The organism is Cryobacterium sp. TMT1-66-1, assembly GCF_004403435.1.
Lineage (GTDB): Bacteria > Actinomycetota > Actinomycetes > Actinomycetales > Microbacteriaceae > Cryobacterium > Cryobacterium flavum.
In genome coordinates, this window is sequence record NZ_SOGP01000006.1 from 150,371 (window position 1) to 168,329 (window position 17,959).

Here is a 17,959-nt window from a genome sequence, read left to right on the forward strand (position 1 = left end):
CTTCGAGTCGAACCCGGCAGGAGCCGAGTCTGTTGGGTCGTCAGGCCGACGGTGCGGTTTGGGCGATCTTGCCGAGCAGTCCGTTCACAAAGCCGGCCGAGTCATCCGTTGAGAGAATCTTGGCGGCTTCGACGGCTTCATCGATGGCGACGGCGTGCGGTACGGCATCGTTGTAGAGAATCTCCCAGATTCCGATGCGCAGAATGGCGCGATCGATGTTGGGCATGCGCGCAAGCGACCAGCCTTGCGAGTAGGTCTCGATCAGTTCGTCGATCTCTTCCCGGTGGTCGACGACGCCGTCGACGAGCTCACGGGCGTAGAGCCACGAGGCCAGTCGAGCCGGCTCGCTCGCTGCACGCTCAGCCTCCGTTGCCAGCGACTCCGGAATGCTGATCTGACGCACATCGGCCGCGTACAGAATGTCAATGGCGCGCTTGCGAGCCTTGGTACGTGCGCTCATTCGTTGACGCGACCAAGGTAGTCGCCGGTGCGGGTATCGACCTTGACTTTGGTGCCCTGTTCGAGGAACAGCGGAACCTGAATCTGGTAGCCGGTCTCGACGGTGGCGGGCTTCGTGCCGCCGGTCGAGCGGTCGCCCTGCAGGCCCGGCTCGGTGTAGGTGATTTCCAGGGTGACGGATGCCGGCAGCTCGACATACAGCGGGTTGCCGTTGTGCAGCGCCACGGTCACCGCCTGGTTTTCGAGCATGAAGTTGCTCGCATCGCCGACAACAGCGGCGGACACGGTGATCTGGTCGTAGTCGGCGACGTCCATGAAGACGTAGGCGTCGCCATCGTTGTAAAGGTACTGAAAGTCGCGACGATCGACGTTTTCGGTCTCGATCTTGGCGCCGGCGTTGAAGGTACGGTCAACGGTTTTACCGGAGACGACGTTCTTCATCTTGGTGCGAACGAAGGCGCCACCCTTGCCCGGCTTGACGTGCTGAAACTCGACGACGGCCCAAAGCTGGCCATCCATGTTGAGTACGACGCCGTTTCTGATATCAGCGGTAGAAGCCATGGGAGGGGTGTTCCGTTCAATTGATAAGGTACGCGGGTGCAAATGGCACCTTGTCGATTCTACGTGCCCTAGCCTCAGGCTCCAAAGGCAATCCGGTGCCGGAGCGTCACGGTGCGGTGACGAAGTCCAGTGCCAGCCGGTAGGAGTCGAAGCCGAGACCGGCGATGACACCGGTCGCAATGGCGCTCACGACGCTCGTGTGGCGAAACGTCTCGCGAGCGTGCGGGTTGGAGATGTGCACCTCGATCAGCAGCAGGCCCGCCTTGGTGACCAGGGACGCAGCATCCCGCAGCGCATAGCTGTAGTGCGTGAACGCTGCCGGATTCAGGATCACCGGCATCCGCTCGTCGACGGCTTCGTACAGCCAGTGAATGAGTTCGGCCTCGTCGTCGGTCTGCCGCAGATCGATGCTCACGCCTTCGCGAGCGGATGCGACGAGCAGCTCGCGCAGGTCGTCCAGGTTCGCCGACCCGTAGACATCGGGCTCGCGACTGCCGAGGCGCCCGAGGTTCGGACCGTTCAGAACCAGCACTGTACTCATCCACTCAGCCTAGGCCGTGGTACCCGTGCCAGCGGGCCGCCCTCAGGGAGCAAGAATTGCGATGCCGTCATCGTGTGCCACGAACAGGCCGGAGATGCGCATGAGCTTGCCGAAGGACTCGGTCAGTTCCATCGCCCAGGCCTGGTCGGGGGCGGTGAGGGCCGCCGATCCCGGCCGTTCCAGCGTCACGATCAGGCTGCCTCCCGGAGCGTCCCGTGCCACGATCTCGTTGATCCGCACGGCGAATGGGCGAACGGAACCAGGTTCCGGACGTACCGGAATTCCGTCGATCGGAATCAGCAGCGAGAGCTGCTGCCCGTGGACGTCGAGCACCATGAGCCAGATCTGCGGCTGGATCGCGTGGCCGATCAGGTCGAAAACCCGGGCTCTGGCCTGCTCCAGGGTGAACACGGGCGGGGAGTCTTCAATTTTCATTGACAGTGTCATGGGCCCAGAATGAATCACAGTTGCCGGGGCGAAAGGTTATCCCCAGAAAATTGCTGAACTCACTCGGCTGTGAATATCTTCCGGCGACGGTGCCAGCAGGGGCTCGACTCCCGCCGCAGGTCAGTACGCCTCGAGCCGGTGAGCGGCCCACACCACCGTGACCGTGAGGTTCTCACCTCCGGGACAGGCACCGCACATGGACGTACCTGTGCCGGCGGTCAGATTCGGCCGAGAAGTTCGGCGCGTTTCGCTTCGTATTCTGCTTCGGAGAGGAGCCCCTCATCGCCAAGCTTGGCCAATCACTGAATCTGCTCGACCGCATCGGGCGATAAAGGCACCGGGCGAGGATCGGTCTTTCGCGCGAGCCACAGGACTAGGGTTCTGCGTAGTAACGGAACGAAAACGTCCGCTCAAGATTGTGAAGGGTGTGCGGGGCGCCGTGGGCACGCCGGAACAGCTCGCCACCGTCCTGATCCGGCGCACGCTCTGGTCAGTGCGAGGGCGCTCCTCGAGCCCACCTCGCCCGGTCCATCTCGGTCGTGTTTGTGGCACTGACCTAGGGTGGACGCATGGACGCCGACATTAACTTCTACTTCGACCCGGTCTGCCCCTTCGCCTGGATGACCAGCAAATGGGTGCGCCAGGTGCAGGCGCAGCGCGACTACACCGTGGACTGGCGGTTCATCTCGTTGCGCCTGATCAACGCCAAGGTCGACTACGACGCGCACTTCCCTCCCGAGTACGAAGCTGGCCACACCGCCGGACTCCGGCTCCTGCGGGTAGCCGCCCGGGCGCGAGCGGAGCACGGCCGCGAGGCGATGGCACCGCTGTACGCCGCCTTCGGGACCCACATCTTCGACACCGCCCCCAGCCCGGCCAACCACCAGGCCGAGGTCGACCTGCGTGAGCTCCGCGGGACGCGTGAGTTCGCGGAACCGATCCTCGCCGAGGCGGGCCTGCCACTCGAGCTGGCGGACGCTCTCGACGACGAATCATGGGACGGGGAGATCCAGCAGGAGACGGACGAGGCACTCTCGCTGACGGGAAAAGACGTGGGCACGCCCATCATCCACTTCGAGCCGCCCGCCGGTGTGGCCTTCTTCGGGCCGGTGATCAGCCGACTGCCACACGAGGACTCGGCGGTCGAGTTGTGGGACCACGTAGTCGCTCTGGCCCGCTTCCCGGGTTTTGCCGAACTTAAACGGAGCCTACGCGAACGGCCACAGCTAGCCGCGTTCGGAATCGACAGAGACGCAGTCGGAGAACAAGAAGACTGGCACGGCGGCAGCCGGCGGCAGAAGAAGTGACCCCCGTCGTTAGGGTAAATGCATGAGTGAGACAAGCACCCTCAGCCACCAAGAATCCATCCTCGTCGACGCATCGGCTACGTTTCTCTACGACCTTCTCTCCGACATCACCCGCACCGGCGAGTGGAGTCCGGTCTGTAAGTCGTGCTGGTGGGACGACGAGGCCGAGGCTGGTCGGGTTGGTGCCTGGTTTACCGGGCGCAACGAGCTCCCGCAGCGGACCTGGCAGACCCGGTCCGAGGTGGTGACGGCAGAGCGCGGTCGCGAGTTCGCCTGGGTGGTGGGCGGCAGCTTCGTGCGCTGGGGCTTCAGCTTCGCCGCTGCGGAGACCGGGACGAGACTCACCGAGTCTTGGGAGTTCCTGCCGGACGGGATCGCCATGTTCGAGGAGAAGTTCGGCGACGAGGCGAACGCTCAGATCGCCGACCGCACCCAGCAGGCCCTCGATGGCATCCCCAAAACCCTCGCCGCGATCAAGCGGATCGTCGAGGTCTCCGCCGATGCAGAAGACCAGGCCCCGTCATGACTGGGCCGCTCGCGCTTATTCCTTCATGCTGTCTGTGCTTCCACCACGTGCGATGCTGACCCAGCACCCGTTCTAGATGACGGCGTTGGTCAGGACGGCGCCACGAGATAATCACCCTGTCTAGTGTGGATGTATGAGCCATTCGATAGTGCCGACGACCACGTATCTTCAGAAGCTTCAGGCCGACACTGCGCGGAGGATGCAGACCTCTGTGGCGGTGCCGTCGCGGTTCGCCGGGGCCCCGAAAGAACTGGTACGGGTCGTCGAAGCCCACGCCGAGGCGCTTGCCGAGGATCTGAGAGCCGTCGTTCACAGTCTGCACGCCGACCCGGAGACCGCCTTTCAGGAGCATCGAAGCGCCGCCTATTTGGTGGAGCTGCTCGGTCGCCACGGGATAGCCGCACAGCTCGGCGTGAACGGGATTGATACCGCAATTCGCGCCGAAATCGGGTCGGGCGACGGCCCGGCCATCGCGATTCTCAGCGAATACGATGCTTTGCCTGACGTCGGGCACGGCTGCGGCCACAATGTGATCGCCGCGGCCGGAGTCGGTGCTTTCCTCGCGCTGTCGAACACACTCACTGAGAATCCCGACGCATTCACGGGCCGGGTGGTATTGCTCGGCACCCCCGCTGAGGAAGGCTTCTCCGGCAAGGAGGTCATGGCCAGGCACGGTGCCTTCGACGGCCTCGACGCCGCGATCATGGTGCACCCCTACGGCTACGACCTCGCCGACCAGGTGTGGCTCGGCCGGCGGGTGCTCACCGTGACGTTTACGGGCGTCGCGGCGCACGCATCCGCTCAACCTTTTATGGGACGCAACGCCCTCGACGCGGCAACCCTGGCGTATCAGGCCGTTGGCCTGCTGCGTCAGCAGCTGCCGCCGGTGGACCGCGTGCACGCCGTGATCAGCGAGGGGGGAACTCGGCCGAGCATAATTCCTGAGCGGGCGGTGCTCGAGCTCTACGCCCGCTCTAAATTCGCCGAGACCCTCAAGGACCTCAGCGAACGGTTGAACGGCATCGCCCGAGGTGCGGCCTTGATGACCGGAACCAGCGTCGAGGTCGACTGGGACGAACACGCCCCCACCCTGCCGGTGCGAACAAACGACGCGCTCACCGAACGGTGGGTCGCCGCCCAACAGCGCCGCGGCCGCCAGCCGCTGCCGCTCGGCGTGGTGTCGGAAACCATCGCAGCGTCGACCGACTTCGGCAATGTCAGCCATCGCATCCCCGGTATCCACCCACTGATCAAGATCGCGGCACCAGACGTTGCCCTGCACACCCGAGAATTCGCGGCGGCCTCAGCAACGGATGCAGCCGAGGTCGGTGCCCTTGACGGAGCCTGCGGGCTCGCGCTCACCGCCCTCGATTTTCTCTGCGACGCCGAGCTGCGCCAGAGCGTGGCCGAGGAGTTCGCGGAGCAGGGCGGCGCGATCGACGTGCCGCACTTCTTCGACTGATTCCTCATTCACCGATCGACCCGAAGCAAGGTAGGCCCCATGTCTTCACAACCGTCCCTCACCCGGCGTAGCGCCCTGATCGATCGTTTTCTCGGCGGAATCGAACGCGTCGGCAACAAACTGCCAGACCCGTTCATGCTCTTCCTCCTGCTCTTTGGCATCACGGCGGTCGCGTCGACCGCGATGGCGTGGGCGAATGTCACGGTGCAACTGCCCGGAACCGACGAAGTCACGGTGGTCAAGGGCTTCTTCACTGCGGAGGGGCTCACCTGGTTCACCCAGAATATCGGGGTCAACTACCTGGGCTTCCCGCCGCTCGCGACGGTGCTGCCCATCCTGCTCGCGGTCGGTGTGGCCGAGAAGTCGGGCCTGCTCGCGGCGCTGATCCGCAAGACCTTCGGATCGGCGCCGCGCTGGTCACTGCCCTATGCCGTGGCGTTCGTGGGGGTCGTTGGATCGATCATGTCTGATGCGGCCTTCGTGGTCATCCCCCCGCTGGCCGCCCTGGTATTCAAGGCAGCCGGGCGGCACCCGGTGGCTGGGCTGCTCGGCGGGTTCGCCGCCGTGGGCGCCGGCTATTCGACCTCGCTGTTCGTGACGAGCCTCGACGCGCTGTTCGCCGGAATCACCACGTCTGTCACGCAGAACCTGCCCAACGCCGGTTCCGCCGTTACCCCGGTGTCGAACTATTTCTTCAATGTGGTTTCCTCGCTCGTGCTCATCGCCGTCGCCGGCTTCATTATCGACAAGATCCTGGAACCGCGTCTGGGTCGGCAGGGGATTGCGCGCCAGGAGATCGTCGTCGACGACGACGACGCCGCCGTGTTGGTTCCCGCCGCGATGAACGCCCGGCTCACGGACGCCGAGAACCGTGGCCTGTTCTGGTCGTTCGTGGCTGGTGCCGTGGTCGCTGCGGTGATTCTGGTCGGCGTGCTCCTGCCGGAATCTCCGTGGCGCAACGAAGACGGCGAGTTTCTGCCGCGCTCGCCCCTGCTGAGTTCGATCGTGTTCATCGTCTTCGCCATGTTCGTGATACCGGGTCTGGTATACGGCAAGATCACCGGTACCATCGCTAGGGGCAGTGACGTGCCCCGCGTGATGGGGCAAGCTATCAAGGACATGAGCGGATTCCTAGTGCTCGCGTTCATCCTCGGCCAGTTCATTGCCCTGTTCAATTTTTCCGGAATCGGGAGTTGGCTTGCCGTGGCGGGAGCCAGCGGCCTTGAGTCCATCGGTCTCACCGGATTTCCGGCCGTGGTTAGCTTCGTGCTGCTCGCCTCGCTACTGAACCTCTTCATCATTTCAGGCTCGGCGATGTGGACGCTGATGGCCGCCGTTTTCGTGCCGCTGTTCGTGCTCCTTGGCTACGAACCCGCGTTTATCCAGGGCGCCTTCCGGGTGGGAGATTCGGCCACCCAGGTGCTGACACCGCTCAACCCGTACATGATCGTGCTACTCACGATGCTGCGCAAGTACGAGCCGCGGGCGGGGCTCGGCACTATGATCGCCCGCATGCTGCCCTTCGCGGTTACGTTCTGGCTCGCCTGGGTGGGGGTGCTGAGTGTGTTCTACTTCTTCGACCTGCCGATGGGTCCCGGCAATGGGATCCTCATTCCCTAATGGAAGTCGCCGTTAGGCCGCGCGGAATAGTGCGCGACATCACCCTCTTATCTTCAGTGCAACCGAAAGGATTTTCATGACTTCCAGCCTGTCCACGATCTATGCCCTGCACGAGAACCCCGAGTGGTTTCCACCGTTCGCCCGGGCGTTTGACGCAGAGGGTATGGAGGTAAAGGAATGGCTGCTCACCGACGGGGTTCTCGACCTGGATTCGGTGCCGCCGGAGGGAATCTTCTGGTCGCGCATCAGCGCATCCGCTCACACCCGCGACCACGGAATGTCGAAAGACTACGCGCGCGCCGTACTGGCCTGGCTCGAGGCCCACGGCCGCCGCACGGTGAATGGCCGGCGCGTACTCGAGCTTGAGATGAGTAAGGTCGAGCAGTTGGTCGCGCTCAAGGCCGCCGGAATTGACACCCCGCGCACCGTAGCGGCGGTGGGCCGTGAGCAAATTCTCGCCGCAGCGCAGGGCTTTGCCGCCCCGTTCATGACCAAGCACAATCAAGGCGGTAAGGGCTTGGGGGTGCGCAAGTTCGACAGCCAGGACGAGCTCGCCGAGTATGTTGCCTCCGACGAGTTCGAGGAGCCGCAGGACGGCATCACACTCATACAGGAATACATCCAGGCCAAGGAACCCTTCATCACCCGGGTCGAGATCGTCGGCGGAGAGTTCATCTACGCGGTCAAGGCCGATACCGCGCGGGGCGGCTTCCAACTCTGCCCAGCGGATGCCTGCGCCATCGACCCGATCACGCGCGAGTTGATCATGCCTCCCGGCGCCACCATCGCACCCGTAGCCGGTCAGCAACTGTTCAGTGTGCGCGATGACTTCGACCACTCAATCATCGACAAATACCTCGAGTTTGCACGGCGGAACGGGTTGGAAGTCTGCGGTATCGAGTTCATCGAGGCCGAAGACGGTCGAGTGCTCACTTACGACGTGAATACCAACACGAACTACAACGCGCTCGTCGAGGCCGAGGCCCCTCGTTCGGCTCCACGCGCCCTGGCACGGTACCTCAAAAAGCTCGTAGCCTAAAATACCTGGCGCCGGCGCCGGGACCAGCTCACGAACGGATAAACCTGTACGTTGGCCCAAGGCGGTTCACGTGGTAGTTGGAACCGCCGATATAACGGTGGTGTCAACCAGGATGGTCTCATCCAACTCTGCCAGCGCGACCTCATTTCAGACTGCTTGATACATGGCCTGCTCCCTGCATGTTGTGTGTGGGGCTGACCCGCAGGTGCACCAAGTGCAGGCGGCTTACCCGGCGCGGTTCCATAACCGGGAACACACCCACAGCGCGCACCCGAGGACGTGAACATGACCTCGGGTGTGCGCCGTAGTGCTCAGTCAGATGTCGCTGGCAGTCTCAAACACTGAGACCTGCGGGGCGCTGGCTAGCAATGAGCCCAGTTCGGTCGCACCCGCGCCCGAGCGCCACTGACGATAGGCCGCGTCAGCGTCGGCCGACGCCCACCGCTCCAGCAAAATCATGTGGGCGGGATCGTCGCAATCAAGCAACACGTCAACACCCAGACACCCCTTAAATGCTCGGGTCCCAGTAAGGATGTCTCGCAGCATGGCCGGCGCAGCGAGAACGGCTTCCGATTTCAGGCGAAGGTCAAGAAGAACTGTCAGGGCCATGAAAACTCCAATTCATATAAAAGTGAAAGGTTGGACGTGGTGCTTAGAAGTTGAGGATCTGGTAGCCCTCGACCACGAGAGAACGGATACTTGCTTCGCCCTTGTACTCAGCCAACAGCGGCCACCCGCCAGCGTCGACAGCGTCGGTAACCCCGTGGGATGCGACGCAGAATGCACACGCGCCCCGGATGTTGTCGTGCAGGGCGACGGCGAGGGGATTCATCTTGTGCTTGGGGTCTGAGATGGCGGCGAGGGATTCAACGCCCGACCCGTCGAAAACGACGACGACGTCATCACCGGCGTCCTTAAATTCTAGGGCAGTCTTGAGACCGCGATAGACGCGTGAACTGTCGGAGCCGATGGGCTCATAAATGACGACGGCGATCTTGGAATCAGACATAAATATTTACCTCCTAGTTAGACCGATCTGGCCACTACTGAGTATACCGATCAGTCTGGTAATATCAAGGCATGCATTCGTCGACCATCACCCCGATAGTGAGCGCCAAGGCGCGCCTACTCGCGTCGGCAGGCCACCTATTCCACGAACACGGCATCAATGCAACGGGAATCGATCTCGTTGTGCGTAACGCGGGCGTCGCCAAAGCCAGCCTCTATAACAACTTCGCCAACAAAGAAGCTCTTGTCGTGGCCTACCTGGAACAGGAACTAGACGGCTGGATTGGAAACGCTCACGCTCTGGACAATCCGCTTTCGCCACGCCGGGATCGGATCTCAGCCCTATTTGAGGCCCTCGCCCGCTCAGTTGAAGTAAACACGTTCTACGGCTGCCCATTCACCAACGCCGTGATTGAACTACCGGAATGCGCGGCAGTACGCACAGTCGCCAAACGCTACCGCGCCGTCGTTCGCGCACACCTGGCCATCCTCATCGGTGCAGACACTACGTCCACAGCAGTATCCCGACTGGTCTTGCTCTACGACGCCGCCATCACAGCAGCGAAAGTCGGACGCGACGCTGCTCTCGTGCGCGAAGCAAGCACCATGGCACAAGAACTCGTCGACGCTCACAACCCGGAGGACTCGCAACAAAGCCGATAAAGACGGTGTCTACTGGCGGCGAGACCGCCCCATTTTGACTGCGCTCGACAAGCTCGAAAAGCTCGACGAACCACCCAGCCTGACAACACTTCACACCCTCATCCAAGAACGTCTGCCTCGCAGAGATCTGCCCGAACTACTCCTCGACGTCGCCGGCTGGACCAGTTTCCTCACCGAATTTACCCACATCTCGCCTCAGCCGACGGGCTCCGGTTTGTCGTCCCCGTCCGAACCCTGAACGCCGGGTCCAACCGTCGATATTTCGGTACCGGCAGAGGAATCACCTCCTCAACTTCGTCTCCCACCAATTTGCCGGCTTTCACGCCATCGTCGTCCCCGGCACGCTCCGCGACAGTCTCTACATCCTCGACGGTCTCCTCGAGCAGCAAACAACGCTCCAACCCACCGAGTTGATGACCGACACTGCCGGCTACTCCGACCACGTGTTCGGGCTATTCCGTCTCCTCTGATACCAATTCAACCCCCGCCTCGCAGACATCGGTTCGGCCCGCTTCTGGCGCACCGACCGAACTGCGAACTACGGTCCTTCGAATGGCCCTGCCCGAAATCAGATCAACACCGACCTGATCACCACCCACTGGGATGATCTGCTGCGTGTCGCGGGAAGCCTCGCCGCAGGCGCAGTGCAAGCATCAGAGCTTCTTCGTGTCTTGCAAGGAAGCGGCCGGCCAACCCCGCTGGGCCGTTACTGGCGGGAGTACCAACTGACCAGACCCGCGTTGTCGGCATCGACCACGATTATCTGACCACCACCGTCGTGGGCGGTCGATGATGCTCCGGAGCGCCTCGCGCAGAAGCTGGGCTCCCCACTTATGGGTTACATCCCCGCGAAGGGACTGGTCCATGGCCTGCCTGGCGAGCAGCCACGCGGGCGCCCAACGCAGAACACCTCGCTGAAACGGCCTGGGCAGGTCAGACCGCACGACCATGGTGGGACAGATCGCGTAGTAGCCGACGACGCGCTCACCGATGCCAGCGCGCAACCTGATTCGACGGCCGTGCGGGCATGCTCGCTCAACCACTGGTTGTAAGCCGGCTCGCCGCAATCGAATGTTGTCAGGTCGAACTCGGCGGCCAGTTTAGTGACGCGGTAGCTCCGGTCGGTCACCGAACGCTTAACCGCGGAAGTTCGGCTAATATTTTGCCTCCTCGTGCAACTGTTCGGCTTCTGTACGGTTTTACGGAGACTTTGATGACTACATCGGGTAGCAGAAGCTCAACGAATGATGAGAGGATGCCCCGCACTCTGGCCGATCGCCCGGACGGTACCCCTAGAATGAAATTCCTACGGTGGCCGCGGCCTCGTCGCCCGACCAATGCTGATCGGAAGGAACGCTGATGGGACACGGCTTGAAGAGTACGTCGTCGGTTCCTTCCGGCCCCGCGCGGGAAAGCCTGGTCGCCCTGGAGCGGGCCCACGAATCTGCCGTCACAGACCGGGTCTTCCAGACCGGCGTTCGCAAGCTCGTGCAGGATTCCTGGCAACGTTCGCTCTCGCTCAGCCTCGACCCCGGCAGCGTGGCACCCGAGCGGGCACTGACCGACGTCGAACTACGGGACCTCCGCAACCAGCATCCGCTTGCCGCGGTGTTGCCGGTCGTGCACAACCTGCTCATTCGCCACGCCCTCGACGCCGAGTTGCTGGTGGCGATCGGCGATGAGTCCGGCCGACTGCTCTGGATCGACGGGGACCGGGTGCTGCGCCGCCAGGTCGAGGAAATGCTGTTCGTCGAGGGGGCCGACTGGTCGGAGCAACGGGTCGGAACCAGCGCCCCCGGCACCGCCCTCGCCCTCGACCGGGGCATTCAGATTCGGCGGGCCGAACACTTCAACGCCCTCGCCCACCCGTGGAGTTGCACCGCCGTGCCCATTCACGACCCGGACACCGGCAAGATCCTCGGCGTGATCGACATCACGGGCGGCGACCAGGCGGTCGCGCCGCAGACACTCCCCCTCGTCGAGGCCGCCGTCGCCGCCATGGAGGCGGAACTACGCATCCAGCGCCTCGACGGCCACCGCACGATTGCGTCCGACCGAACGGATGCGCGCGCCCCCCGCCGCTCCAGCATCGCCCTGCTCCCGGCCCCGGGCCGCAACCTGGTGCCCGTGGGGTTCGGCGTGCTCGGCAGCGACTACGGCCACCTCGAGAGCGGCGGAATGGCCATCGATGTCAGCCCGCGGCACGCCGAAATTCTCACCCTGCTCGCCTGGCACCGCGAAGGACTCTCCGCCGACCGACTGGCTTTTCTGCTCAGCGACCAGACCGGCAGCGACCAGAATAACAGCGTCGATACCCTGCGCGCCGAGATGGTGCGGGTACGCAAGGTCTTGGAGCAGGTCAGCCCGCCGGTCGTCATCGGATCTCGTCCCTACCGGCTGCAGTTCCCGGTGGAGCTGGACGCCCAACGGGTGCTGGCATTCCTGGAACGCGGCGCCCACCGGGTGGCCCTCGCCGCCTACCGCGGACCGGTTCTGCCCAACTCGTTCTCCCCCGGGATCATCGACATTCGCACCGAGGTCAGCGCCCGCCTGCGTGAGGCGATGCTGACCGATGCCTCGGTCGACCTGCTCCTCGAATATGCCCGGTCAGAGGAAGCCACCTACGACTCCGAGGTCTGGCGTGCCTGCCTGGAGCTGCTGCCGGCCCGCTCCCCCAAACGCGCCACGGTCGTCGCTCGGTTGAAGCGCATCGACGACGAGCTGGGCGCCCTGCGCACTACTTCGCAACGGTAACGCAACGCGCTCGCTTTTAGCGTTGAAGGCACGAGTCGCGGCCCGTCACTCTGACGTGTTCACGCGGCCTCATCTGACACGGTCGTCGCACAGCAGTCGACGACGCAGTAGCCAGAGCTATCGCCCAAGGAATCACATGACCATTTACGCAGCGCCCGGAACACCCGGAAGCCACGTCACCTTCAAGCCACGCTACGAGAACTGGAGCGACGGAGCGTGGACGCCGCCCGTTGCGGGCGAATATTTCGACGACGTGTCGCCGGTCCGCGCATCTTCCAGGAAGAGATCTTCGGCCCGGTGCTCGCCGTGACCAGCTTCGAGGACTACGCCGATGCCATCTCCATCGCCAACGACTCCGAGTCCGGTCTCGGCCACTACCAGCAGACCAAGAACCTGCTCGTGTCGTACTCCGAGAACGCGCTGGGCTTCTTCTAGAGCGGATGCCGGGCATCCGCTGGTCGCTTCGTCGCGCGTTTGCGTGTGGCCGCGACCGGCGGAGCCTCGCAACCTTTTGCAACGTTGGCACTCCTACTCTGGGAACACCGCAGAACGCGGACCGACATCGTCGTCGAAATAGGAGTGACATGACCGTCTATTCAGTCCCAGGAACACCCGGCTCCAAAGTTACCTTCAAGTCTCGGTACGAGAACTGGATCGGCGGCGAATGGGTCGCCCCGGTCAAGGGCCAGTACTTCGAGGACATCACCCCCGTCACCGGCAAGCCGTTCGCCGAAGTCGCTCGCGGCACCGCTGAAGACATCGAACTGGCCCTCGACGCCGCCCACAAGGCCGCACCGGCCTGGGGCAAGACCAGCCCCACCGAGCGCGCTGCCGTGCTCAACAAGATCGCTGACCTGATCGACGCCAACACCGAAATGCTCGCCGTCGCGGAGACCTGGGACAACGGCAAGGCCGTCCGCGAGACGATCAACGCCGATATTCCCCTCGCCGCCGACCACTTCCGCTACTTCGCCTCGGCGATCCGCGCCCAGGACGGCGACCACGCCCAGCTCGACGGCGACACCGTCTCGTACCAGTTCCACGAGCCGCTCGGCGTCGTCGGCCAGATCATCCCGTGGAACTTCCCCATTCTGATGGCCGTCTGGAAGCTCGCCCCCGCTCTCGCCGCCGGCAACGCGATCGTGCTGAAGCCCGCCGAGCAGACCCCGGTCTCGATCCTGGTGCTGATGGAGCTCATCGGCGACATCCTCCCCCCTGGGGTGGTCAACGTTGTCAACGGCTTCGGCCTCGAAGCGGGCAAGCCGCTCGCCTCGAGCAACCGCATCCGCAAGATCGCCTTCACCGGTGAGACCACGACCGGCCGTCTCATTTTGCAGTACGCGTCGGCCAACATCATCCCCTCGACCGTTGAGTTGGGCGGCAAGAGCCCGAATATCTTCTTCAGCGACGTAGCCCAGGAGAAGGACGCCTTCTACGACAAGGCGCAGGAAGGCTTCGTGCTCTTCGCCTTCAATCAGGGCGAGGTCTGCACGGCCCCGAGCCGCGCGCTGTTGCAGAAGCCGATCTACGACAGCTTCCTCGGCGACGCCGTCACCCGGGCCAAGAAGATCATCCAGGGCAACCCGCTCGACACCGACACCCAGATGGGCGCGCAGGCCAGCAACGACCAGCTCGAGAAGATCCTCTCCTACATCGACATCGGCACCAAGGAGGGTGCCAAGCTCGCCCTCGGCGGCGAACGTGCCGACCTCGGCGGCGACCTCACCGACGGCTACTACGTGCAGCCGACCATCTTCGAGGGCCACAACAAGATGCGTCTGTTCCAGGAGGAGATCTTCGGACCGGTGCTCGCCGTGACGAGCTTCACCGACTACGACGACGCCATCTCGATCGCCAACGACACCATCTATGGTCTCGGCGCCGGTGTCTGGTCACGCAACGGCAACGTCGCGTACCGGGCGGGTCGCGACATCCAGGCCGGCCGTGTCTGGGTGAACAACTATCACGCCTACCCGGCTGGCGCCGCGTTCGGCGGTTACAAGAGCTCGGGAATCGGCCGCGAGAACAACAAGCTCGCGCTCGGGCACTACCAGCAGACCAAGAATCTGCTGGTGTCCTACTCAGAGAACAAGCTCGGCTTCTTCTAAACCGCACCTCGGTACCAGCGGATGAGTTCACTGTAGGTCTGGCCCGGGGGCTGCCAACGACGTAACGTCGTAGGCAGCCCCTTTTTCATCGTTTCTTCTGTAGAAAGGTCCGTCAATGTCGACACCTACGATAACCGCGTCGGTCACGATCGCCGGTGAAACCGTCCCCCGCGTCGAGCTCACCCCGGTCGCGGTCGATCTGCTCCGCAGCCTGTGGGAGGAGCACGGTCCGCTCATGTTCCATCAGTCCGGCGGATGCTGCGACGGCAGTTCGCCCATGCTGTTCATGGCCGGGGAGTTCATCACCAGCGACCAGGACGTACGCCTCGGCCAGTTCGACCTGGCCCCGGCCGGTGGGCCCGCTCAGCCGCTCGACTTCTGGATGTCGGCCGAGCAGTTCAACTATTGGAGCCACACCTTCCTCACCGTCGACGTCGTGCCGGGCCGTGGCAGCGGGTTCAGTGCCGAGGCTCCGCGCGGCGTGCGCTTTCTCATCCGCTCCGAGCTGATGACCACGATGACCCCATTCGCCGCTCCGGCTGACTCCGCCGAGACGGTCGAAGCGGATGCCGCAGTCCCGCTCGCCCCGGCCCGCAGTCCCGCCTGACGCGGTATCTACTGACCTATGGCCTGGTACGCGCTGAACAGCAGCGACGCGTCGGGGCCCTCGAGAATGGTGGGCTTGCCCACGTCGTCGAGCACGACAAAGCGCAGCATGCCGCTGCGGGTCTTCTTGTCGCGCTGCATCGTGGCGAGCAGGGTGGGCCAGCGGCCCACCGGGTAGCCGGTCGGCAGGGTCAGAGATTCGAGGATGTTGCGGTGCCGGTCGACGATCTCGACCGAGAGACGGCCGCTCAGAGCGGCGAGCTCGGCCGCGAACATCATGCCGACCGCGACGGCAGCACCGTGGCGCCAGCCGTACCGTTCGGCGTGCTCGACCGCGTGCCCGAGAGTGTGCCCGTAGTTGAGGATCTCGCGCAGGCCGGCCTCCTTGAAGTCCTCCCCCACGATTCGTGCCTTCATGGCGATCGACAGTTCGATCAGGCGGCGAAATTCGGGGGTGGTCGGGTCGGTGGCGCGGTCGACATCCGCTTCGATGATGTCGAGAATCTCGGGAACCTGAATGAACCCGGCCTTCACGATCTCGGCGAAGCCGGCGAGGATCTCATTCTTCGGCAGGGCATCGAGCAGGTCGAGGTCGCAGAGCACGGCGGCGGGCGCATAGAAGGTGCCGACGAGGTTCTTGCCCTCGGCGGTGTTGATGCCGTTCTTGCCGCCGATGGCCGCGTCGACCATGCCGAGCACGCTCGTGGGAATTTGAATGAGTTTCACGCCGCGCAGCCAGGTGGCCGCGACAAAGCCGGCGAGGTCAGTGACGGCGCCGCCGCCGAGGCCGATTACGGCATCGGTGCGGCTGAAGTCGGATTGGCCCATGACGCCCCAGCAGAACGCGGCGACCTCGACCCGCTTGGCAGCCTCGGCGTCGGGAATCTCAGCGAGCAGCACTTCGGAATAGGTCACGAGCAGGTTGTCGCGCAGGGCGACAGCCCGGGCCCCCACGGTGGAGGTGTGCACGATGAGAACCTTGTTGACGCCGCTGCCCAGCTGATCGGCGACGGTAGTGACGAGGCCACGCCCCACACTGACCGGATAGCTGTCAACGCCGGTTACGGTGATCACTGTGGTGCGGCTCTGTTCGGTCATCATTGAAATCTCACTCATCATTTCTTTCTTGTACCCAATTCACGATTGCGTCGGCAATGCCGCTGATCGGTCGGTTGGAGGTGTCCAGGTGAATCGTCGCGAGGGCCTCATAGGTGGGGCGGCGCAGGTTGTAGATGCGTTCCCAGTCGGCGATACCACCGGTCAGGAGCGGCCTTTTGCTACCGCCGAGGCGTGCCTGCACGGCAGCACGGGTAACGCTCAGGTAGACGACTGTCGCGTCGTCGAGATCCGCCTGGGTGTCGACGTTCAGCACTGCTCCACCGCCGAGCGACACGATGGCCGGCTCGCCGAGCGCCCAGTCCACAGCTTCACGCTCGATGATGCGAAAATACTCTTCGCCCTCGCGAGCGAAAATCTCCGGAATCGGACCGTAGCTCTCCACGATGCGTTTATCGGTGTCGATGAAGGGTACGTTCAGGCCGCGGGCCACCCGGCGACCGATCTTGGTTTTTCCGGCGGCCATCGGCCCGATGAAAACGATCGGCAGCAACGAGTTGCGCTGGGTCAGCATCGAAACAGCCGAAGAGTCGTCACAGCGTTGCGTCGCTCGACGCGCCCGTGCGCAGGTTGGCCGGAATGTTGGCGAGGTAGGACTCGAGGTTGCGCCGGGTCTCGCCGATCGAGTCACCGCCGAACTTCTCCAGAACCGAGTTCGCGAGCACGAGCGCCACCATGGCCTCGGCGACAACGCCGGCTGCCGGAACCGCACAGACGTCGGAGCGTTGATGATGAGCCGGTGCCGGTTCGCCCGTGGCGACGTCGACCGTGCGCAGTGCCCGGGGAATCGTGGCGATCGGCTTCATGCCGGCGCGAACGCGCAACACCGTGCCGGTGCTCATGCCGCCCTCTGTGCCGCCAGCCTTGTCGCTGACGCGCTGAATGGCGCCATCCGCCTGCACGAGTTCGTCGTGGGCGGCCGAGCCGCGGCGGCGGGTGGTTTCGAAGCCGTCGCCGACCTCGACGCCCTTGATCGCCTGAATGCCCATGAGGGCAGCGGCGAGCTGGGAATCCAGGCGTCGGTCCCAGTGCACGAAGGAGCCGAGGCCGGGGGGAAGGTTGTAGGCGAGCACCTCGACCACGCCGCCGAGGGTGTCGCCGTCCTGATGCGCGGCATCCACTTCAGCCACCATCAAAGCGGATGTCGCGGCGTCGAAACAGCGCAGCGGGTCGGCGTCGAGGGCATCGACGTCGCCCGGCTGCGGCAACGGCGTGCCGTCGGGCACCCGCACCGGGCCGATGGCGATGGTGTGGCTGACCAGCTGGATTCCCAGCTCGTTCAAGAACGACCGCGCGACGGCGCCGAGCGCCACCCGAGCGGCGGTCTCGCGGGCGCTCGCGCGCTCCAGCACCGGGCGGGCTTCATCGAAGCCGTACTTCTGCATGCCGGCCAGGTCAGCATGTCCGGGCCGGGGCCGGGTCAGGGGCGCGCCGCGGCCGCGGGCGAGCGTGGCCGGATCTACCGGTGCGGCGCTCATCACATCGACCCATTTGGGCCATTCCGAGTTGCCGATGCGCAGCGCGACCGGTCCGCCGAGGGTGACGCCGTGGCGCACTCCACCCGAGAGGGTGAGCTCGTCCTCTTCAAATTTCATGCGGGCGCCGCGGCCGTAGCCGAGCTTGCGGCGCGCCAGATCGAGACGGATCGAATCAAGGGTGACCGGGATTCCAGCGGGCAAACCCTCGACAATGGCGATGAGTTCGGGGCCGTGAGATTCTCCGGCAGTGAGCCAACGAAGCAT

The 17,959-nt window shown here is 64.1% G+C and carries 17 protein-coding genes and 3 pseudogenes; 11 read left to right on the forward strand and 9 right to left on the reverse strand.

The window, feature by feature from the left end; all coding sequences use genetic code 11:
- Positions 1-40 precede the first annotated feature (40 nt).
- The 4 genes from nusB to E3T29_RS03115 form a co-directional block, all read right to left on the reverse strand.
- A complete protein-coding gene (gene nusB / locus E3T29_RS03100) occupies positions 41-460 on the reverse strand; it encodes a transcription antitermination factor NusB (RefSeq protein WP_092107754.1) in 420 nt (139 codons plus the stop codon).
- Positions 457-1,020, reverse strand: a complete 564-nt coding sequence (efp, locus tag E3T29_RS03105) for an elongation factor P (protein WP_092107753.1) — start codon at positions 1,018-1,020, stop codon at positions 457-459. The genes nusB and efp overlap by 4 nt, the downstream gene beginning before the upstream one ends.
- Positions 1,021-1,126: 106 nt before the next feature.
- The gene (locus tag E3T29_RS03110; protein ID WP_092340058.1) at positions 1,127-1,561 is read right to left on the reverse strand and encodes a type II 3-dehydroquinate dehydratase; all 435 of its coding nucleotides are present in this window, start codon (positions 1,559-1,561) and stop codon (positions 1,127-1,129) included.
- Between the two features lie 42 nt (positions 1,562-1,603).
- A complete protein-coding gene (locus E3T29_RS03115; RefSeq protein WP_092340057.1) occupies positions 1,604-2,008 on the reverse strand; it encodes a hypothetical protein in 405 nt (134 codons plus the stop codon).
- Between the two features lie 569 nt (positions 2,009-2,577).
- Here E3T29_RS03115 and E3T29_RS03120 point away from each other — a divergent pair.
- The 5 genes from E3T29_RS03120 (at position 2,578) to E3T29_RS03140 (ending at position 7,962) form a co-directional block, all read left to right on the forward strand.
- Positions 2,578-3,315 (forward strand): hypothetical protein, encoded by a 738-nt coding sequence (locus E3T29_RS03120; RefSeq protein ID WP_134344026.1) that lies wholly within the window; start codon positions 2,578-2,580, stop codon positions 3,313-3,315.
- 22 nt (positions 3,316-3,337) lie between these two features.
- Positions 3,338-3,841: an SRPBCC family protein gene (locus E3T29_RS03125; RefSeq protein ID WP_134344027.1), complete on the forward strand. Its 504-nt coding sequence runs from the start codon at positions 3,338-3,340 to the stop codon at positions 3,839-3,841.
- A gap of 133 nt (positions 3,842-3,974) precedes the next feature.
- A complete protein-coding gene (locus E3T29_RS03130) occupies positions 3,975-5,303 on the forward strand; it encodes a M20 family metallopeptidase (protein WP_134344028.1) in 1,329 nt (442 codons plus the stop codon).
- 39 nt (positions 5,304-5,342) lie between these two features.
- Positions 5,343-6,923, forward strand: coding sequence for an AbgT family transporter (locus E3T29_RS03135; protein WP_134344029.1), 1,581 nt, complete (start codon positions 5,343-5,345; stop codon positions 6,921-6,923).
- Positions 6,924-6,999: 76 nt separating this feature from the next.
- Complete coding sequence (locus tag E3T29_RS03140; protein WP_134344030.1) at positions 7,000-7,962, forward strand: RimK family alpha-L-glutamate ligase; 963 nt, start codon at positions 7,000-7,002, stop codon at positions 7,960-7,962.
- Positions 7,963-8,277: 315 nt separating this feature from the next.
- On the opposite strand, the gene E3T29_RS03145 is transcribed toward E3T29_RS03140, so the two are convergent.
- Positions 8,278-8,571: a putative quinol monooxygenase gene (locus E3T29_RS03145; protein WP_134344031.1), complete on the reverse strand. Its 294-nt coding sequence runs from the start codon at positions 8,569-8,571 to the stop codon at positions 8,278-8,280.
- 43 nt (positions 8,572-8,614) lie between these two features.
- Positions 8,615-8,971: a DsrE family protein gene (locus E3T29_RS03150; RefSeq protein ID WP_092340050.1), complete on the reverse strand. Its 357-nt coding sequence runs from the start codon at positions 8,969-8,971 to the stop codon at positions 8,615-8,617.
- Positions 8,972-9,042: 71 nt separating this feature from the next.
- On the opposite strand from E3T29_RS03150, the gene E3T29_RS03155 reads away from it, so the two are divergent.
- The 6 genes and pseudogenes from E3T29_RS03155 to E3T29_RS03185 form a co-directional block, all read left to right on the forward strand.
- Positions 9,043-9,633 carry a TetR/AcrR family transcriptional regulator gene (locus E3T29_RS03155; protein WP_134344032.1) on the forward strand — a complete coding sequence of 197 codons (591 nt, stop codon included), beginning with the start codon at positions 9,043-9,045 and terminating at the stop codon, positions 9,631-9,633.
- Positions 9,634-9,822: 189 nt separating this feature from the next.
- Positions 9,823-10,400 (forward strand): annotated as a pseudogene (locus tag E3T29_RS20080) (Tn3 family transposase); the annotation flags it as partial.
- A 592-nt stretch (positions 10,401-10,992) separates the two neighbouring features.
- Positions 10,993-12,387, forward strand: a complete 1,395-nt coding sequence (locus E3T29_RS03170; protein WP_134344033.1) for a GAF domain-containing protein — start codon at positions 10,993-10,995, stop codon at positions 12,385-12,387.
- Positions 12,388-12,654: 267 nt separating this feature from the next.
- Positions 12,655-12,822 (forward strand): annotated as a pseudogene (locus E3T29_RS03175) (aldehyde dehydrogenase family protein); the annotation flags it as partial.
- A gap of 149 nt (positions 12,823-12,971) precedes the next feature.
- Positions 12,972-14,495, forward strand: a complete 1,524-nt coding sequence (locus tag E3T29_RS03180) for an aldehyde dehydrogenase family protein (protein WP_092340045.1) — start codon at positions 12,972-12,974, stop codon at positions 14,493-14,495.
- Between the two features lie 115 nt (positions 14,496-14,610).
- Positions 14,611-15,006, forward strand: a pseudogene (locus E3T29_RS03185) (DUF779 domain-containing protein); the annotation flags it as partial.
- A gap of 104 nt (positions 15,007-15,110) precedes the next feature.
- Here the strand turns inward: E3T29_RS03185 and aroB are convergent.
- The 3 genes from aroB to aroC are packed head-to-tail and all read right to left on the reverse strand — an operon-like array spanning position 15,111 to position 17,959.
- Positions 15,111-16,217: a 3-dehydroquinate synthase gene (gene aroB, locus E3T29_RS03190; protein ID WP_370449100.1), complete on the reverse strand. Its 1,107-nt coding sequence runs from the start codon at positions 16,215-16,217 to the stop codon at positions 15,111-15,113.
- Complete coding sequence (locus E3T29_RS03195; RefSeq protein WP_174776393.1) at positions 16,210-16,731, reverse strand: shikimate kinase; 522 nt, start codon at positions 16,729-16,731, stop codon at positions 16,210-16,212. The genes aroB and E3T29_RS03195 overlap by 8 nt, the downstream gene beginning before the upstream one ends.
- Positions 16,732-16,750: 19 nt before the next feature.
- The gene (gene aroC, locus E3T29_RS03200) at positions 16,751-17,959 is read right to left on the reverse strand and encodes a chorismate synthase (protein ID WP_104090399.1); all 1,209 of its coding nucleotides are present in this window, start codon (positions 17,957-17,959) and stop codon (positions 16,751-16,753) included.

Coding starts and splice junctions, on each gene's coding strand:
- nusB (WP_092107754.1), bottom strand. CDS start 460: ATGAGCGCACGTACCAAGGCTCGCAAGCGCGCCATTGACATTCTGTAC.
- efp (WP_092107753.1), bottom strand. CDS start 1,020: ATGGCTTCTACCGCTGATATCAGAAACGGCGTCGTACTCAACATGGAT.
- E3T29_RS03110 (WP_092340058.1), bottom strand. CDS start 1,561: ATGAGTACAGTGCTGGTTCTGAACGGTCCGAACCTCGGGCGCCTCGGC.
- E3T29_RS03115 (WP_092340057.1), bottom strand. CDS start 2,008: ATGACACTGTCAATGAAAATTGAAGACTCCCCGCCCGTGTTCACCCTG.
- E3T29_RS03120 (WP_134344026.1), top strand. CDS start 2,578: ATGGACGCCGACATTAACTTCTACTTCGACCCGGTCTGCCCCTTCGCC.
- E3T29_RS03125 (WP_134344027.1), top strand. CDS start 3,338: ATGAGTGAGACAAGCACCCTCAGCCACCAAGAATCCATCCTCGTCGAC.
- E3T29_RS03130 (WP_134344028.1), top strand. CDS start 3,975: ATGAGCCATTCGATAGTGCCGACGACCACGTATCTTCAGAAGCTTCAG.
- E3T29_RS03135 (WP_134344029.1), top strand. CDS start 5,343: ATGTCTTCACAACCGTCCCTCACCCGGCGTAGCGCCCTGATCGATCGT.
- E3T29_RS03140 (WP_134344030.1), top strand. CDS start 7,000: ATGACTTCCAGCCTGTCCACGATCTATGCCCTGCACGAGAACCCCGAG.
- E3T29_RS03145 (WP_134344031.1), bottom strand. CDS start 8,571: ATGGCCCTGACAGTTCTTCTTGACCTTCGCCTGAAATCGGAAGCCGTT.
- E3T29_RS03150 (WP_092340050.1), bottom strand. CDS start 8,971: ATGTCTGATTCCAAGATCGCCGTCGTCATTTATGAGCCCATCGGCTCC.
- E3T29_RS03155 (WP_134344032.1), top strand. CDS start 9,043: ATGCATTCGTCGACCATCACCCCGATAGTGAGCGCCAAGGCGCGCCTA.
- E3T29_RS03170 (WP_134344033.1), top strand. CDS start 10,993: ATGGGACACGGCTTGAAGAGTACGTCGTCGGTTCCTTCCGGCCCCGCG.
- E3T29_RS03180 (WP_092340045.1), top strand. CDS start 12,972: ATGACCGTCTATTCAGTCCCAGGAACACCCGGCTCCAAAGTTACCTTC.
- aroB (WP_370449100.1), bottom strand. CDS start 16,217: ATGAGTGAGATTTCAATGATGACCGAACAGAGCCGCACCACAGTGATC.
- E3T29_RS03195 (WP_174776393.1), bottom strand. CDS start 16,731: ATGCTGACCCAGCGCAACTCGTTGCTGCCGATCGTTTTCATCGGGCCG.
- aroC (WP_104090399.1), bottom strand. CDS start 17,959: ATGCTTCGTTGGCTCACTGCCGGAGAATCTCACGGCCCCGAACTCATC.